Source organism: Agathobacter sp., from assembly GCF_977054825.1.
This window is the reverse complement of record NZ_CDRTEH010000019.1, coordinates 1-18,155: the sequence shown is the minus strand read 5'-3', so window position 1 is coordinate 18,155 and position 18,155 is coordinate 1. Positions and strand designations below refer to the sequence as shown.

15 protein-coding genes and 1 pseudogene are annotated in these 18,155 nt (G+C 42.5%); 13 read left to right on the top strand and 3 right to left on the bottom strand.

The features are described from left to right. Positions 1 to 101 precede the first annotated feature (101 nt). The 3 genes from ACW6PM_RS11735 to ACW6PM_RS11725 all read left to right on the top strand — a co-directional run bounded on the left by ACW6PM_RS11735 (position 102) and on the right by ACW6PM_RS11725 (position 3,818). Entirely contained in the window at positions 102 to 1,106 is a 1,005-nt protein-coding gene (locus ACW6PM_RS11735; protein ID WP_456057276.1) for a LacI family DNA-binding transcriptional regulator, read from the top strand. Between the two features lie 51 nt (positions 1,107 to 1,157). Beyond that, the gene (locus tag ACW6PM_RS11730) at positions 1,158 to 2,333 is read left to right on the top strand and encodes an AI-2E family transporter (protein WP_456057275.1); all 1,176 of its coding nucleotides are present in this window, start codon (positions 1,158 to 1,160) and stop codon (positions 2,331 to 2,333) included. Between the two features lie 147 nt (positions 2,334 to 2,480). Next, positions 2,481 to 3,818 (top strand): MATE family efflux transporter, encoded by a 1,338-nt coding sequence (locus ACW6PM_RS11725; protein WP_456057274.1) that lies wholly within the window; start codon positions 2,481 to 2,483, stop codon positions 3,816 to 3,818. Positions 3,819 to 3,933: 115 nt separating this feature from the next. On the opposite strand, the gene ACW6PM_RS11720 is transcribed toward ACW6PM_RS11725, so the two are convergent. After that, the gene (locus ACW6PM_RS11720; protein ID WP_308499934.1) at positions 3,934 to 4,959 is read right to left on the bottom strand and encodes a LacI family DNA-binding transcriptional regulator; all 1,026 of its coding nucleotides are present in this window, start codon (positions 4,957 to 4,959) and stop codon (positions 3,934 to 3,936) included. A 235-nt stretch (positions 4,960 to 5,194) separates the two neighbouring features. Here ACW6PM_RS11720 and ACW6PM_RS11715 point away from each other — a divergent pair, with 235 nt between their 5' ends. From ACW6PM_RS11715 to ACW6PM_RS11685, 7 genes are all read left to right on the top strand, one after another. After that, the gene (locus ACW6PM_RS11715) at positions 5,195 to 6,109 is read left to right on the top strand and encodes an ABC transporter permease (RefSeq protein ID WP_456057273.1); all 915 of its coding nucleotides are present in this window, start codon (positions 5,195 to 5,197) and stop codon (positions 6,107 to 6,109) included. Between the two features lie 12 nt (positions 6,110 to 6,121). Continuing rightward, a complete protein-coding gene (locus ACW6PM_RS11710) occupies positions 6,122 to 7,024 on the top strand; it encodes a carbohydrate ABC transporter permease (protein ID WP_443753654.1) in 903 nt (300 codons plus the stop codon). Positions 7,025 to 7,044: 20 nt separating this feature from the next. Continuing rightward, positions 7,045 to 8,733, top strand: coding sequence for an ABC transporter substrate-binding protein (locus ACW6PM_RS11705; protein ID WP_456057272.1), 1,689 nt, complete (start codon positions 7,045 to 7,047; stop codon positions 8,731 to 8,733). A gap of 55 nt (positions 8,734 to 8,788) precedes the next feature. Then, entirely contained in the window at positions 8,789 to 10,255 is a 1,467-nt protein-coding gene (locus ACW6PM_RS11700) for a glycoside hydrolase family 32 protein (RefSeq protein ID WP_456057271.1), read from the top strand. Between the two features lie 109 nt (positions 10,256 to 10,364). Further along, positions 10,365 to 11,312 (top strand): carbohydrate kinase family protein, encoded by a 948-nt coding sequence (locus ACW6PM_RS11695; RefSeq protein ID WP_456057270.1) that lies wholly within the window; start codon positions 10,365 to 10,367, stop codon positions 11,310 to 11,312. Between the two features lie 155 nt (positions 11,313 to 11,467). Further along, positions 11,468 to 13,447: a RecQ family ATP-dependent DNA helicase gene (locus tag ACW6PM_RS11690; protein ID WP_456057269.1), complete on the top strand. Its 1,980-nt coding sequence runs from the start codon at positions 11,468 to 11,470 to the stop codon at positions 13,445 to 13,447. Positions 13,448 to 13,554: 107 nt separating this feature from the next. Continuing rightward, positions 13,555 to 14,145: an ECF transporter S component gene (locus ACW6PM_RS11685; protein ID WP_306780899.1), complete on the top strand. Its 591-nt coding sequence runs from the start codon at positions 13,555 to 13,557 to the stop codon at positions 14,143 to 14,145. Between the two features lie 65 nt (positions 14,146 to 14,210). Here the strand turns inward: ACW6PM_RS11685 and ACW6PM_RS11680 are convergent, their stop codons facing one another. Then, positions 14,211 to 14,840 (bottom strand): phosphoribosylanthranilate isomerase, encoded by a 630-nt coding sequence (locus tag ACW6PM_RS11680; protein WP_456057268.1) that lies wholly within the window; start codon positions 14,838 to 14,840, stop codon positions 14,211 to 14,213. A 474-nt stretch (positions 14,841 to 15,314) separates the two neighbouring features. On the opposite strand from ACW6PM_RS11680, the gene ACW6PM_RS11675 reads away from it, so the two are divergent. The 3 genes from ACW6PM_RS11675 (at position 15,315) to ACW6PM_RS11665 (ending at position 17,663) form a co-directional block, all read left to right on the top strand. Then, complete coding sequence (locus ACW6PM_RS11675) at positions 15,315 to 16,340, top strand: M42 family metallopeptidase (protein ID WP_456057267.1); 1,026 nt, start codon at positions 15,315 to 15,317, stop codon at positions 16,338 to 16,340. 178 nt (positions 16,341 to 16,518) lie between these two features. Beyond that, on the top strand, positions 16,519 to 16,938 hold the full coding sequence (locus tag ACW6PM_RS11670; protein ID WP_456057266.1) for a PPC domain-containing DNA-binding protein: 420 nt from the start codon (positions 16,519 to 16,521) through the stop codon (positions 16,936 to 16,938). An 80-nt stretch (positions 16,939 to 17,018) separates the two neighbouring features. Beyond that, a complete protein-coding gene (locus ACW6PM_RS11665) occupies positions 17,019 to 17,663 on the top strand; it encodes a DUF1287 domain-containing protein (RefSeq protein WP_456057265.1) in 645 nt (214 codons plus the stop codon). Between the two features lie 136 nt (positions 17,664 to 17,799). On the opposite strand, the pseudogene ACW6PM_RS11660 reads toward ACW6PM_RS11665, so the two are convergent. Beyond that, positions 17,800 to 18,155 (bottom strand): annotated as a pseudogene (locus tag ACW6PM_RS11660) (hypothetical protein); the annotation flags it as partial.

Genomic DNA, 18,155 nt, shown 5'->3' with positions numbered 1-18,155 from the left:
GCAGGTTTTATAGTTGTGGATACATGATATAATGAATGAAATAAATTATATCACATGGATATAATGTAAAAGGACGTATCGCTGTCCGGACGGGGAAAACAATGACAATTGTAGATATAGCAAAAGAATCGGGATACTCAGTAACAACTGTATCCCGAGTTTTAAATAACAGGCAGGATGTTTCTCCTGCAGCAAAAGAAACCATAATGAAAATAGTTGAGGCACACAACTTTGTGCCAAATACCAATGCAAAGAGGCTCAAGCAGACCATTTCCAGAAATATTTATCTGCTGGTAAAGGGTACCTCGAATATGCTGTTTGCAAACATAGTCGAGGAAATACAGTCGATAATAGACAGAACAGACTACTCTTTGAGCATCACATATCTGGATGAGGAAAGTAATCTAAGCAGTGTGACAGACCGCATATGCAGGGAGCGAAAGCCGCTTGGCATCATATTCCTCGGAGGCAGCAGGGAGGATTTCTCGGAGGATACATCTTCATTTAAGGTACCGTGTGTTATCGTGACCACATCAGCAGAAAACTGGAGCATGGAGGAGCTGTCATCTGTTTCCATTGATGATGAGAAAGCAGGGGAAACAATCGTCGACTATCTTATCGAGCATGGACATACAAAGATAGCGGAGATTGGAGCCAATCTGGAGCTTTCACAGACAGCTATTCTGCGACATAACGGATATCTGAACAGCTTAAAAAAGCATGGCATCACACCTGATGAGCGTTACTATGAGAGAGCGCGATTCTCATATGACAGCGCATATTGTGCGATGAAAAAGCTTTTGGAAAAGAATATAGAAATCACCGCAGTCTATGCGATTTCCGATGTCATGGCAATCGGTGCCATAAGGGCAATACTTGACAAGGGACTCAGGGTGCCGGAAGATATATCTATCACAGGCTTTGATGGTTCGACACTTGCAGAGTACTACAATCCCAAGATTGTATCTATCAGACAGCCGCACAAGGATATGGCGGCACGCAGCGTGGAGCTTCTTTTTAACATGATAGATTTGCATAAAGGCTCATGTCATGAGATAATACCATTTGAGCTGACAGAGGGCAAGAGTGTTGCCCGAATTGATTAAAGACTATATAATGTTTATTGTAATCTCACAATAAACGAGGAGGAACCGCGCATGGAAGTGAATAATAAGATGAAGCATACCATAAAGGCCGCATGGGCCAAAGGGTTTTCACAGTTTTTAGCACTAGCAGGAGCAATCCTGCTAGTTTTTGTGCTATTTAAATTTGATGCAATAATGGCACAGATAGTGAGAATAATAAACATACTTATGCCAATTATCATGGGGATTGTGCTGGCGTATCTCATAAATCCGATGGTAGAGTTTTATGACAGAAAGCTAAGCAATTCGCTTGGCAAAGCCATAGAAAAGAAGTGTGGAAAGAGACCTTCTATGAGAGGGTTGTCAATACTTATAAGTCTGGCCATAATAATAGCCATTATTGTAGTGCTCATAATGATGGTGGTGCCACAGCTTGTAAGCAATATCACAAATGCGGTCAGTCTTTTACCGGATCAGATACAGGACCTTGTGAAAAAAATCACGGAGCTTGCCAAAAACAATGACAAGGCAAAGGAAATAATCACTGAGCTGTACAATAACGGCATAAGCTATTTTACTGAATGGGTAAAGGACAATATGCTCGGACAGGTTACCTTTGTGATAAATGGTATTATGGGAATCTTTGGTACAGCGGTAAACTGCCTTGTTGCATTCATCGTTGCCATCTATGTCCTGCTCAGCAAGGATACCTTCAAGCGCCAGATTAAAAAGCTTGTAAGCGCATTTCTGCCTGAGCACCATATACAGGTGCTTTCAAGCATCTTGAAGGAGAGCGACAAGATATTCGGTGGCTTTATCAGTGGCAAAATCATTGATTCACTCATCATCGGGGCTATCTGCTTCGTGTGCTGCCTGATACTGCGCATGCCGTATGTAGCGCTCGTGAGCGTGATAATCGGAGTGACCAATGTAATACCGTTCTTTGGACCGTACATCGGAGCCATACCAAGCACCATACTCATCATGCTCGACAGCCCGTCAAAGGGTGTGATATTTTTGATATTTATCATTATTTTACAGCAGGTGGACGGCAATATTATCGGACCAAAGATACTCGGTGAGTCCACAGGACTTTCACCTTTCTGGGTGGTATTTGCAATCTTCCTTGGAAATGGATTATTTGGAGTAGTGGGGCTGTTCATCGGAGTACCGACATGGGGTGTCGTGTACTACCTGATAAAGAGATATGTGAATTATCGTGTGAGGAAGAAAGAGTTATTTAAGTAACACAAAAATTAAGTTATAAATTTTAAAAATAGTACTTGAATACTGGAAAACATGTGTATATAATGTGTGAACGAGGCTTTGAAAAAGAGCTTGTTCACACATTTTTTTAATGTATTATGAATTGAATTTTGGGGAGGATATTTACACATGAAGACTGACATGACCAAAGGCAATCCAATGAAAATTATACTGCTGTTCTCGATTCCTGTTCTGATGGGAAACCTGTTTCAGCAGTTCTACAATATGGTGGACACGATTATCGTGGGGCAGTATCTGGGCTCGAAGGCGCTTGCGGCGGTTGGTTCGACGGGCTGTATCATGTTTCTGGTGCTTGGCTTTGCAAACGGAATAGCACAGGGCTTTGGAGTTATGGCAAGCCATGCGTTTGGTGCGAAAAACGAAAAGCTTTTGAAGCATTATGTGGCACTGGCTATAATTCTTACAGTTATTGTCTCAGTGGTGCTCACAATTCCTACGGTGCTTGCGTCGAGACAGCTTCTTATCTGGCTGAATACGCCTGATGATATACTTGTCATGGCTGATGCGTACATAAAGGTCATTTTTGCGGGAATTTTCTGCACCATGTCCTACAATGTGGCTTCCGGTCTTTTGCGAAGCATCGGAGACAGCAAGACACCGCTGTACTTTTTGATTTTTTCATCTGTATTGAATATTGTGCTGGATATATTCTTTATCGTAGTGGTGAAGGCCGGCACGGCAGGCGCTGCTTATGCGACAGTTATCTCGCAGGGAATTGCTGCAGTTTTGTCATTTATCGTGATGTTTAAGAAGTATGATTTGCTGCGCACCGGCCGCGAGGATTATTACATGGACTGGAACGGAATCTGGCACATGCTTTCAATCGGTCTGCAGATGGCACTCAACTATTCAATCACTGCTATCGGAACGATGATTTTCCAGGCTGCGGTCAATGTATTCGGTTCGCAGGTGGTAGCTGCGTTTACCGCCGCATCCAAGGTCAATAATATCGCGACACAGACCATGCCGACCCTTGGAACAGCCGCTGCGACTTACTGCGGACAAAATCTCGGCGCAGGCAGATACGACAGGATATTTAAGGGTATGAAGTCATGCTTTTTCATATGCATAGGCTGCGCAGTTTTAGCGGCAGCGATTAACTGCTTTGTCGGACCGCACATGATAGGCTGGTTTATCACATCGCCTACGGCAACTGACATTGACTATGCTATGAAATATCTGAAAATCGCGAGCGTATTCATGCTTCCGCTGGCATGGATTTTTGCATACAGAAACGGCCTGCAGGGGCTTAACAAGGGTCTTGTGCCTATGCTTAGCGGTGTGATGGAGCTTGTGTCGAGATGGATTGCAATACTTGCTCTGTCAAAGCCATTTGGTTACGGCGGTGTGTGCTTTGCAGATCCGGCAGCCTGGCTTACAACAGGAATACTGCTTATTGTGACCTACTATGTGTGGGAGATGCGCATGAGGAAGAAGGTACAGTAAAATCACAAATGAGGTTTTCTCAGCGGATAAAACCTCCTGGGGCGGTATGAGCAGCAGGGAATATCAGGACGCAACAGGAGAAAATCAGGCTGGTACATGTCGCATAAACGATGTACTAGCTGGTTGTCTCCCTGCGGATCAGCACAGGCGTTATCTTTTTGTGCGTTGGCGCCAAATCGGGCTCAGGCTTTCTTTGCTTGCGGTTTTCCATCTGCTTGACGAGCAAATCCATGGCAGTTTTTGCGATTACATCTATCTGCTGGCCGATGGTGGTGATTGGAATTATGGCTTCGTTGGCAATTGGTGAATTGTCGAAGCCGACTATCTCATAGCTGTCCGGCAGGCAGCCGTATTTTTGTATGACAAGGTTCAAAAACATGTTGGCATATGTGTCGTTTGCCAGGAATACCCCTTTCTTTTTATCAGGATATTTTTCATCTATATTGTTAAAAATCACCTTCATCTGAGAAAATAAATCGTTGTACGAATCACCGGATACGTTCAGGCTGAGCTCATAGGGAATATTGTGCTCGATACAGGTGTCCTCAAATGCACGGATTCTGTCGTATGCCGGGACATACTTTGGCACATCAACATTGATATGGATGAGGATATCACATTTGTCACGTATTAAAAGAGATGTGGCCTGAAGCGCACCCATATAGTTGTCGGAGGTGACACTGCTTATATGCATGGATTCTCGCTCGATTGCGACAATTGGAATGTGGTATGAAGCAAGCTTTTCAGATGAGAGAGTGTGACTTAGCACGATAAGACCCTCTATCTGATAAGCTAAAAGTTCATCAATGTAGTTTTCTTCCTCAGCCGCCCCCTTGTCACTCATAAAGATGAGAAACTTATAGTGATAGTCAGTGTAGGTGGCTAAAAGCTGAGTGAGCATCTCAGAGTAGTAGTGCAGGTAAAGGTTTGGCACTATTATTCCGACAAACTCGCTCTTACCGTTTGCGAGAACCTTTGCGAGCTTATTCTTTTTATAGCCGAGCTCATCAAGCGCACGGGAAATCTTTTCCTGATTTTCCAGTGTCAGAGAGTCTGGATGATTGAAATATCTTGAAATCGTTGTTTTTGAAAAGTGTGTATATTCCGCAATATCTGCAAATGTAACCTGTTTTTTTCCCATGGGATGTCTCCTTATAAAAATTACTTATATTACAAATGTTTATAAACAGTATACAGCGCAATTTCCAAAATATCAACAAAAAAGTAACCGGTAACTTTTTTTGAGAAAAGTATTGACACAGCATAAATGATATTGTATTATCAAATTACAAAGTAACCGGTTACTTTACCGGTTACACAAGAGCGTAAATTAAGTAAAAAAGACAAAATGTGAAAAAGAGTGGAGGTCACAGCAAATGAAAGAAAAAAAGCAGTCATTGAAAAGCAAAGTGACATATGTGAAGAAAAACTGGATGTTGTACATATTTTTCCTTATGCCGGCACTTTTACTGACAATTATATTCAAGTATGTTCCGATGGGCGGACTGCTCATAGCATTCAAGGATTACAATGTCATAAAGGGTGTGCTGGGGAGTCCATGGGTCGGGCTTGAATATTTCAAGAGATTTTTATCGTCACCTGATTTTATGAACTACCTTATGAATACGTTAAAGCTAAGTATTTACGGATTGTTATGGGGATTTCCGGTACCAATTATACTTGCACTGCTTCTGAATCGTATTCGCAAAGAGGGCATCAAGAAAAAGATACAGCTTCTGATTTACGCACCGAATTTTATCTCAGTTATTGTACTTTGTGGTATGGTTCGTATGTTTTTATCACCAATCGGACCAATGAATAAGATACTCGGCATCAGCACAAACTGGATGACAATGCCGGCTGCATTCAGGACAATCTACATAGCGAGCGGCATCTGGCAGGGAGCAGGCTGGGCTTCAATCATGTACACAGCGGCATTATCCAATGCGAGCAAGGAGCTTGAAGAGGCAGCGAGAATGGATGGCGCAAACATCTTCCAGCAGATGTGGTATGTTGAGCTTCCGGCTATTAAGAATATTATAGTGATACAGTTCATCCTGCAGGCAGGAAATATTATGAGTATCGGTTTCGAGAAAGCCTATGCGTTACAGACAGATATGAACTTACCGGCATCGGAAATTCTTTCTACATATGTATACAGAATCGGACTTTTAAATGGAGACTATGGTTATTCAACAGCGGTTGGTCTTTTCAACTCGGTAATCAACGTAATATTGCTGATTATAGTCAATGCGGTTGTAAAGAAGCTAAACGATGGTGAAGGAATCTAGGAGGAAAGTGCAATGAAAAAAGATATGAAGACAAAAATCAAATATTCACGGACTGATAAAATTGTTCTTGGAATTGGATATACACTTCTTGGGTTGTTTGTGCTTGCAATAATTGTTCCGTTAGTATATGTAGTGCTTGCGTCTTTCATGGATCCGACAGTGCTTAACAACCAGGGACTGAGCTTCAACATAAAGGACTGGACTATTGATGCATACAGACGAGTTCTGGAAAATGACATGATATGGCGCGGATTTTTCAATTCGTTTTTTTACTCAATAGCGTTTGCGGCAATCTCAGTATTTGTCACAATCCTGGCAGCATATCCTATGTCTAAAAAGGAATTTGTCGGAAGAAGATTTTTCAATGTGATTTTTATTATCACAATGTTTTTTGGAGGAGGAATGATTCCTACATTCATCCTTATAAATCAGCTCCATATGGTAAACACCGTCTGGGCAATCCTCATTCCAGGCGCTTTCAATGTGTGGAATATGATTTTGGCGAGAACCTATTATCAGTCAGTGCCAAATGAGCTTCGTGAGGCATCAGCCATTGACGGAGCAAATGAAATACAGCATTTCTTTAAGATAATGCTTCCGGTTTGTAAGCCGATTATTGCGGTGCTTATGCTTTGGTCATTTGTAGGAATGTGGAACAGCTACTTTGATGCAATGATTTACCTGAATGACGCAAATCTCCAGCCATTACAGCTTGTACTGCGTTCAATTCTCGTGCAGAATACACCTCAGCCGGGCATGATTGCAGATATCCAGAGCACAGCTGAGATGGCAAAGGTTGCAGAGCAGCTCAAGTACGCTACAATTGTTGTATCAAGTTTACCACTTTTGATTATGTATCCATTTTTCCAGAAATATTTTGATAAAGGAATCATGGTTGGATCTGTTAAGGGCTAACAGAAAGGATGAGTATGGATATGAAAAAAAGAAGCTTCAAAAAATTAATTACACTTTTGCTTACACTTGCAATGCTGACAGGTGTGGCAGGCTGTGGAAAGCAGCAGAGCTTAAATGCTGAGACAAATCCGGACACACCGGTATCAGATGTGCAGTTTCCTCTGAAGGAGAAGGCTGAGCTGTCATTTATCACAAGTGCACCGGCCACATCCACACAGGATCCTAATGAGAGGACTATCTTCAAGAGAATGGAGGAGCAGACCAATGTGCATATCGACTGGACATGCTTCGTTTCAGACCAGTTCTCTGACAAGAAGAATCTGGCATTGGCGCAGTTTGGTAATCTGCCGGATGGGCTGTTTAATGCAGGTATGAGTGATTATGACCTGCTCAGATATGCAAAGCAGGGTATCATTATTCCGGTAGAGAATCTGATCGATAAATATATGCCTAATCTTCAGGCTGTTTTTGAAAAATATCCAGAGTACAGAACCATGTGTACTGCACCGGACGGACATATATATTCCTTCCCATGGATAGAGCAGCTTGGCTCAGGAAAAGAAGCTATCCAGGCAATAGGCGATATTCCTTATATCAACAAGAAGTGGCTTGACTATCTGGGACTTGATATACCGACTACCACAGACGAGCTCGAGCAGGTGCTTATTGCATTCAAAGATCATGCCGATGAGCTGGAACAGAAATTTGATATCGAGGGCGGGGTTATTCCTATGTCATTTATCATAAACAACGGTGACCAGGATCCAGCCATCCTCATGAACGGCTTTGGTGAGGGTTATGGTGATACAGGTGACCACTTTGCGGTAACAGATGAGGGAAAAGTCATCTATACTCCGACACAGGAGGGCTACAAGGAGGGTATCGAGTGGCTTCACAAGCTTGTCACAGAGGATTTGATTGACCCTGAGGCATTTACACAGGAGTGGTCAACCTACGTAGCAAAGGGTAAAAACCATAGATACGGGCTTTGCTTTACATGGGACATTGCAAACATTGACAATAACACAGATTACGTCATGCTTCCTGCTCTCACAGGACCTGACGGAGTCAGAAATATCACCAGACAGAACAACAGTGAGACGAGTGGTTTCGACAGAGGACGATGCGTACTGACATCAAGCTGCAGGGATACGGCTTTGGCAGCCGCGTGGATTGATCAGATGTATGCTCCAATCCAGTCTCCACAGAATAACTGGGGAACATACGGTGAGAAAGATTCATTCAATATATTTGAGATGAGTACAAACGCTGACGGCGGACAGATGTTAAAGCATATGGATCTGGGCGATCAGTCACCGGTTGAAGTGCGTGAGGCACAGTCAGTAAACGGACCGCTTGCTGTTTTAAACGATTACTATGATGTTTATGTGACAGAGCCTGCAGATGCCAAGTGGCGTCTTGACAACATGCATGAGGCTTATCTTAAGGACATGAACAGTAAGTATGTCTATCCAAACGTGTTCATGAGCATAGATGACACCAACAAGGTGTCACAGTACGACACAGACATCAAGAAATATGCTGAGCAGAAAAAGGCTGATTGGATATTAAACGGCGGCATTGATAAGGAATGGGATTCATACCTTAAGAAACTTAATAAATATGGTTTACAGGATTATCTGAAGATAAAGCAGAAATATTTTGACAGCTATCAGAAATCCCTTGAGAGTACGTCAGAGGGCAAATAGGTTACTGTTCATAATTCTGTATTACCGGCAAAACAAACAGAATTGGAGGATTTGAATGAGCGAATTATTGGAAAAAGCAAGAAGCTACGAGGCAAAAAAAATAGCTGCTACAGATAAAGAGAGTAAACCTTTGTTTCATATCAGTGCACCGGCAGGATGGATTAATGATCCGAATGGATTTTCTGTCTATAACGGAAAAATTCATCTGTTTTATCAGTACTATCCATATCTGCGTGAGTGGGGACCTATGCATTGGGGGCATAGTACGACAAGCGATATGATTAAATGGGAGCAGCTTCCGTGTGCTCTGGCACCTGACGAGGAATATGATAAAAAAGGATGTTTCTCAGGAAGTGCCATTGAGGCAGATGGTAAGCATGTGCTTGTATACACAGGTGTCACAAGGATTAAGCTTGCTGACGGCAGTGAGCAGGAGAGACAGAACCAGTGCATCGCATTTGGAGACGGACTTAATTATGTGAAGCATGAGAATAATCCTGTTGTGACAGGCGATATGCTTCCTGAAAACTGCAGCAGAATCGATTTCCGTGACCCTAAAATATGGAAAGAGGATGACACATATTATCTTATAGTTGGAAGCAAGGACTTAAACGATGTGGGACAGGTAGTGCTCTGCTCTTCAAAAAACCTGACCGATTGGCAGTTTGAGACAATCCTTGCGGCAAACAGCACCGGCAAAATAGGTACCATGTGGGAGTGCCCGGACTTCTTTGGGCTGAAGGATAAGCATGTGCTCATCTGTTCACCGCAGAATATGAAGGCAGACAAATATGAGTTTCATAACGGACACAACTCTGTATATTTTCTGGGGGATTATGATAAAGAAAATCATGTATTTATCAAGGAAGAGCCGCACACACTTGACTATGGCATGGACTTTTATGCGCCACAGACTACACTGCTTCCGGACGGACGCCGCGTGATGATTGCCTGGATGAAGTCATGGGATGCATGTGTCGTTCCTGATTCGCAGGATTGGCAGGGCATGATGACACTGCCTCGTGAGCTTGAAATAAAGGACGGCCGTATCTGGCAGAAGCCGGTTAAGGAAATAGAAAATTATCGTGCAAACAAGTGTCATTATACAGATAAAAAAATAGACTGCTACACAACCTTTGAGGGCATAAAGGGCCGCACTCTCGACATGACAGTGGAGCTTTCAGGCGAGGAGTACAATAACTTCACTGTTGAAATGGCATGCGATGATGAGTATAGCACAGCGTTTACCTACAACAGAATCACAGGTATGCTCGAGATTGACCGTACATATTGTGGCGTCACAAAGGATGTCGTCTGTGTCAGAAAAATTAAAATCGCAGATACAGACAGAAAGCTAAAGCTTCGTTTCATTATGGACAGACAGTCTATAGAGCTCTTTATCAATGACGGACAGCAGGTCGCAACCACAGCTATCTGTACACCTCTTCAGGCAGACGGAATCTGCTTTAATTGTGACGGAAGTGCTGTTGTGGATATTGAAAAATATGATATAATTTTGTAATATGACCGCATATCAGTAGAGCATACAAATAATAACCGGACAAATTATTAGTCCGGTTATTTGCAGAATGATATACAGGATATTTTGACAGGAAAGAAGGAGGTACAATATGGATGTAGTTGCATTAGGTGAATTACTTATAGATTTTACAGAAAACGGTACAAGTGCGCAGGACAATAAGCTTTTTGAGGCTAATCCGGGTGGAGCTCCATGTAACGTGCTTGCCATGCTTCAAAAGCTCGGTCATCAGACTGCTTTCATCGGAAAAGTGGGACAGGATGCGTTCGGAAGGCTGCTCGTTGATGCCGTAAAGGAGCAGGGAATCGACACAACAGGCGTGCGCTATGATGACAATGTACATACCACTCTTGCATTTGTACAGACCGCAGCAGACGGAGACAGAGATTTCTCATTTTACAGAAATCCGGGAGCAGATATGATGCTGACAGCGGATGAGGTGGATTTATCCCTTGTGAGAAACGCAAAAATTTTCCACTTCGGAAGTCTTTCAATGACAGATAAGACCTGTGAGAAAGCGACAAAGCATGCGATAGCTGCCGCAAAAGAGGCAGGCGCACTGATTTCCTTTGACCCTAATCTGCGCAAACCGCTCTGGAAGAGCATGGACGATGCAAAAGAGAAGATAAGCTGGGGCCTGAGTCAGTGTGACATCTTAAAAATATCTGATGATGAGATTGAATTCATGACAGGCGAAAAGGACATAAAGACAGGTGTGAAGAAGCTCATAGATGAGTATCACATTCCGTTTATCTGTGCCACCATGGGCAAAAACGGAAGTATGGCATTTTTTGACGGACATATCGTGGAGGCAGCTCCGTTCCTGCGAGATGACACTGTCGAGACTACAGGTGCAGGAGATACTTTCTGTGCATGCCTGCTTCACGATGTGCTGGAGCATGGTATCAATGACCGGAAGGATGACGATGTGAAAAAGATGCTCACATTCGCAAACGCAGCAGCTTCGCTTATTACCACGAGAAAGGGCGCACTTCGCGTGATGCCTGAAAAGGGTGAGGTTGAGGCTGTAATTAAGTAGTTATAATTTAATACGATAAAAGAGATTATACTCTTCTTAATCTATGTTTAAAAACGTGATTAAGAAGAGTATATTTGTTTCTTGCAGTGAATAATTGTATTGGATATGATATCATATATAAAACAATGATTTGAGACTATACAGGGAGTCAGATAATGAACATAAACCAGACACTCAAACAATACTTTGGCTACGACAGTCTTAGAACAGGGCAGGAGGAGCTCATAAACGGCATACTTGCCGGGCACGATGTGCTCGGTATCATGCCGACAGGCGCAGGAAAATCGCTGTGCTACCAGCTTCCGGCGCTTATGCTTAAAGGAATTACGCTTGTCATTTCGCCACTTATCTCGCTTATGTCAGATCAGGTCAAGGCTTTAAACCAGGCAGGAGTGCATGCCGCCTATATCAACAGCTCACTGACCGAAAACCAGATAAGGATGGCACTTTCGTATGCCTCACAGGGGCGCTACAAGGTAATCTATGTCGCTCCGGAGCGCCTCAACACGCCGCGTTTTCTGGATTTTGCCTGCAACGCGGACATATCAATGCTGACAGTTGATGAGGCACACTGTATATCGCAGTGGGGGCAGGATTTCAGGCCGAGCTATCTGGAAATTGCCGGATTTTTAACGAGACTTCCAAGACGACCGATAGTCAGTGCGTTTACAGCGACCGCCACGGAGCGCGTGAAAAATGATATAGTGGCTTCGCTTGGACTTAACAATCCGGTTACTATGGTGACAGGGTTTGACAGACCTAACCTGTTTTTCAGGGTTGTTACAAGAAAGGGAGGCAGCCAGAAGGACAACAGTATCATCAACTATGTGAAAAAGCATGAGGACGAAAGTGGAATAATATACTGCGCAACGAAAAAGAATGTGGATAAGCTGTATACTCTTTTAAATGAGCAGGGCATTTCGGCGGGCCGTTACCACGCGGGGCTTTCAAATGATGAACGTAAGCAGAATCAGGAGGATTTTACATACGACAGAATCCGTGTGATGGTTGCCACAAACGCATTTGGAATGGGAATCGACAAGTCAAATGTGAGATATGTGCTGCATTACAACATGCCACAGAGCCTCGAGTATTACTATCAGGAGGCCGGAAGAGCGGGGCGAGACGGTGAGGAAGCGGAATGTGTGCTGTTTTTCTCAAAGCAGGATATCATGATAAACAAGTTCCTTCTGCAGAATAAGGCTTCAGCTGGCGATGTGGCATCCGACATGCAAAAGACAGCCAATGACCAAAGAAAGCTGCAGCAGATGATAAATTACTGCGAGACGGACAAATGCCTGAGAGAGTTTATACTTTCATATTTCGGAGATACAACGCCATGCATCTGCAACAAATGCAGCAACTGTGTGGTTGTGGAGGATGAAGAGGAGGAGACATACGTTGAAACCGGCAAAAAGCGCAAAAAGGCAGCACAGCTTGCAGGGCTTAACGAGCTTGGTGCTGCGCTGTTTGAAAAGCTGCGCAGCGTGCGTACAGAGCTGGCTGCAGAAAAGTCGGTGCCTCCGTATATCATCTGCTCCGACAAGACCTTAAAGGATATGTGCGCAAAGCTGCCGCGGGATAAGGAACAGCTTGCCGATGTGTACGGAATGGGTGAGCAGAAGATACAAAATTATGGTGAAGCGTTTGTGACGGCGGTAAATTCATTTGTTGCAGATAACCAAAATCTATCAGGCAGCACGTCCGGCGAAAGACCACAGACTGTTTTAAGCGATGAGGAGGCTGCTGAAACCGGCAGCACGAGAAAAAAGAAGCTTCCGTTTTACATCGAGCCACAGAGGCTTGATGATGTAGAGCTCACCGACAAATGCAGGCTTACAGAGCTTACGAACAAAATAAATGAGCTGTGCCCTGCTGATAAGGAGCACAAAAAGCTTGCAGCCTCGTTTATAAATGAGCTTCTTATTGCAGAGGGATATCTGGAGGAAGTTACAGAAGGCGAGAACAAGATAAAGCGTGTCACCGAAAAGGGACGAAGCGTAGGAATAGATGAGGAAGAGCGCAAGGCAAAATTTGGTGGAAGCTATTACGCTATCACCCACTCGAAGCAGAGCCAGCAGGTGATAATAGAAATGCTGAAAAAACACTATGGCAGCATTAAACCACAGGAGTAAATGGACTTTAGATAAACTGGATATATAAATTTATATAAAATTGGATATATACTTGATGCCACATAAGAGTATTATATAGTTTAATTGTAATATTTAGGAGGCATTTTATGAGAAACGAAAAAGTTCAAAAACTCACACTTACAGCACTTATGGCAGCTTTATCATATGTCATATTCACATTTTTACAGATTAAGGTCACATTACCGGGCGGCAGCGCCACATCCTTTCACCTGGGCAACGCAGTTGTAGTACTCGCAGCTTTGCTCTTAGGCGGAGTATACGGAGGAATCGGTGGAGCAATCGGAATGACAATCGGCGATTTACTTGACCCGATATATATCACAGGAGCGCCAAAGACATTTTTCCTCAAGCTTATGATTGGTATTATCACAGGTCTTGTAGCACACAAGCTTGGAAAGATTACATATTCAACCGACAGAAAGCATGTATTTAAATGGACAGTCCTTGCAGCATGTGCAGGAATGCTATTCAACTTTATTTTTGACCCGATAATAAGCTATTTCTACGATATGCTTATCCTCGGAAAGCCAATGGCACAGCTCAAAATCGCATGGAGCGTGACTACAACAGGCGTCAATGCAGTGATATCTGTGATTGCTGCGACAATCGTGTATATGGCACTGCGACCGGTGCTCATCAAGGCAAATCTGTTTTTCAAGATTGGCAAAGAAAAATAATAGTTACATAATTTCATAAAAAAAATCCACATACATCATGTTGAAAGAGATGTATGTGGATTTTTTTATGATTTAACTGCCGCAACAAAATCATGTATCTTTTCCGGATTCTTGCCCGCTCCGTCATCATTTTCCACACCTGAGGACACATCGACTCCGTCAGGATGTACGGCTTCAATTGCCATGCGCACATTGTCCGGATTTAAGCCACCTGCAAGCAACAGCAGTTTTTCATCGCGGGGAATATTGTCAACCAGCCTCCAGTCAAAGGTTTTTCCACTGCCTGGCTCGATGGCGTCAAATACATAGCCTGCGATACGCGAATCATTGTGATACTTCTCATAGCTGCCCATATCAGAGACATTGAAGGCTTTGAGAATAGGGATAGCTATCGCTGACTCTGTCTGTGGAATTTCCCCATGTATCTGGATATAGTCAAAGCCTGCAGCCTCAATCTGCCTTATCTGCTCTATGGATGGCGAAACGACGACCGCAACTCTTTTGATGGAAGCATCAAGGGCCGCCATAATCTCCATTGCCTGTTTAATGGATATATTTCTCTTACTCTTTGGAAAAAATAATACCATTCCGGCAAAATCAACGTGATTTTCGTTGAGATACCGGGCTTCAGCAGGTGAAGTCAGACCGCAGATTTTTATTTTGGTGCTGGAATTTGTATTTAAAGTTGTATTCATATTATTATCACTAATTTTTTTATCTGTATTCGCTGTATTCATATTCTAAGAATAGCATTGTTGCAGGTTAATCGCAAGTGGATTGAACGTAAATTATTGGCTGTTGTTCGCAAGCCGCGGGTACCATGGCACACACACTATCCCACGTTCGCTACGCTACGCAGCTAAGAGACTGTACGAATTGTGCCCAAGGTTTTCTTAACCTGACGAAACCGTCGAAACTCGCCATCCATGGCTCGATTTCTCCTTGCCTCGGCGTCCATGCCTCGGCATTTCTGCGTTGCATAGCACAATTCTACAGTCTCTAAGCAGCTCCGCTATTCGCTTTCGTGGAATAGTGTGTGCACCATGGTACCCGCGGCTTGCGAACAGGTGTACTACTACAAACAACGGTTAATACGGATTGCATGCGCAAAAATGAGATGTTATAATGCAATTGAATTAATAAAGACAGCAAAACAGGAGATAACAATTATGTCAACAGAAGAGATTAAAGAATATATTGGAACACAGCTCAAAGCACTCACATCAATAGCAAGCCCTACAGGCTTCACAAAAAAAGCCACAGACTATCTGATGAAGCAGCTTGAGGCTATGGGATATGCGCCGCAGCTTTCAAATAAAGGAAATGTCAGCGTAGAAATCGGTGGAGAGGGCTCGCCTCTGGTATTGGCAGCGCATGTGGACACACTTGGAGCCATGGTACGCTCAATAAAGGATAACGGACGTCTGCGCCCGACAACTATCGGTGGTCATCAGTGGAGCACAGCAGATGGAGAAAACTGCATGGTTTTTACGCGTGATGGCAGAATGTACACAGGCGTGGTGCTAAATACAGAGCCATCGGCACATGTGGCAGATGAAAAGGTTGAGACGAAGGAAGAAAACATGGAAATCCTGCTCGATGAGAATGTAAATGACAAGCAGGGTGTAGTGGCACTTGGCATCCAGACAGGGGATATTATCGCTATGGATCCACGTACAGTCATCATGGAGAGCGGCTATATCAAGAGCCGTTTCCTCGATGACAAGCTGTCAGCAGCCATTCTGCTCGGTGTGGCACATGCGCTAAAGAAGGAGAGCTGGAGGCTGAATCGCAAGGTTACACTGCTCTTTACGGTTTATGAGGAGGTAGGTCACGGCGGAAGCTTCGTACCGGAGGATACAGAGGAGATGATTTCCGTAGACATGGGCTGCGTTGGAGCAGACCTCGGCTGTACAGAGCATATGGTTTCAATCTGTGCGAAGGACTCAGGAGGACCTTACAACTATGAGCTTGTCACAGAGCTTTCAAATCTGGCAAAGAGCGAGGGACTCGACTATGCAATCGATGTTTATCCGCACTACGGCTCTGATGTTGAGGCCACACTGCACAGCGGCTATGATATCCGCCATGGACTTATAGGTGCAGGGGTTTATGCATCGCATAACTATGAGCGCTCACATATGGATGGCGTGGAGAATACCTATAAGCTTTTGAAGAGATATATTACAAAATAGTATCATAAGGCTGTGGCACAGAGCTTTTTATAAATTTTTATTTAATGAAATTGACAAATTGGGAGGTAAACAGATTTCCCATTTGCTCTTATCGGGATAATTGTTGGAATTGTTGGACTTATAATGGTTTTCAAAAATAATAAAGAATAACAACTCGAAAGTTGCGGAGGAAACAAAAATGGAATACAGAAGATTTGATAATATAATAATAGCGAGAATTGACAAAGGGGAGGAGATTTTGGAGCAACTGAAAGCAATTGCCATAACTGAGAATATAAAGCTTGCCAGTATTAATGCTCTTGGAGCCATCAATGATTTCACAGTCGGAGTATACAAGACAGATGAGAAGAAATATTACTCAAACAGTTTTAAGGGATATTATGAAATTACATCGCTGACAGGTACAATCAATACAATGGATGGAGAATATTATGCACATCTTCATTTGAGTGCCGGTAATGAAAAAGGTGAAGTGTTTGGAGGACATCTGAACAGAGCTGTTGTGAGTGCAACTTGCGAGCTTGTGATTACGGTAATTGATGGAAAAGTTGACAGAGTTTATGATGAAGAAACAGGACTTAATGTATTCAATTTTTGAACACTTTTTGGTTTTTCATAATAGTATCATTGTGATATAAATAGAGACATGCAACTCGCAAGTTGTTTAATGGAGAATGTATGAAGAAGAGAATAACGCTTATTGTTTTTTCGGTGCTAATAATTGTTGCTTTATATGTGTTGTATTGTTTTAATTATATTCCACATAAAAAATATACAAATGCAGATTTCAATATAGAAGCTTACAAGAGCAATATTGATAAAGACAATGATGGTATAGATGACCAAACAGATATATTAAATAATGCAAATAATTACATAAAAACTAATCCAAAATATAAAAGCAAATATTACAACACAGGTTATCCAAATGATGAATATGGGGTTTGTACTGATATAGTAGCTTTTGCTTTAAAAGATGCAGGATATGATTTGATGGAATTAGTAAATGAGGATATAAAAAACAATAAAGAATTATATGATATAGATGCCGTTGATAAAAATATAGATTTTAGAAGAGTTAAAAACTTAAAAGTATATTTCGATAATAATGCAATAAGTCTTACTACAGATATAAATGAAATAGAAGAATGGCAAGGTGGAGATATTGTTGTATTTAAAAAACATATCGGAATTATATCTGACAAGAGAAATCGAAAAGGTATATGTTTTGTTATCCATCATGCAAATCCATATCAAATATATTATGAAGAGGATATACTGGAACATCGTGATGATATCATAGGACATTATAGAATCAGTTAAACAACAATGGAACCATTCACGTCGAAAGTATCTAAGATATATGAAGGTTTGGATGAAGCTACTGGTGAAAAAGAAAGGCCCGTATCCGTTTTTGGATATGAGCCTTGAAGAATTGGAGAATTGTAAGCCTTAGATTTTACAAGTAAAATCTTTCCAGTTTTGTTTTAAAAAATTGAATTAATGGACCGTTGAAGCAGGCATTTATAATTGTACCAATCCCTACTACCGACCAGATACCTGCCCCAGATGCAATGGCAAATATGATTCCGATAATCACAACAACAACATCTGAAAGAACCCTTGCTTTATGGAATGGAATTTTCTGATGTGTCAGTTTTTCGATTATAATTGCGACGCTGTCATAAGGAGCGATTCCCATATTTGCGACCATATATAATGCCACTCCCATAGATGCCATCAGCTGAGCAAGCAGCAGTGCAATGATACGCAGTGGCAGATTCATCTGAATCTGCACTACATCATTCGCTACAT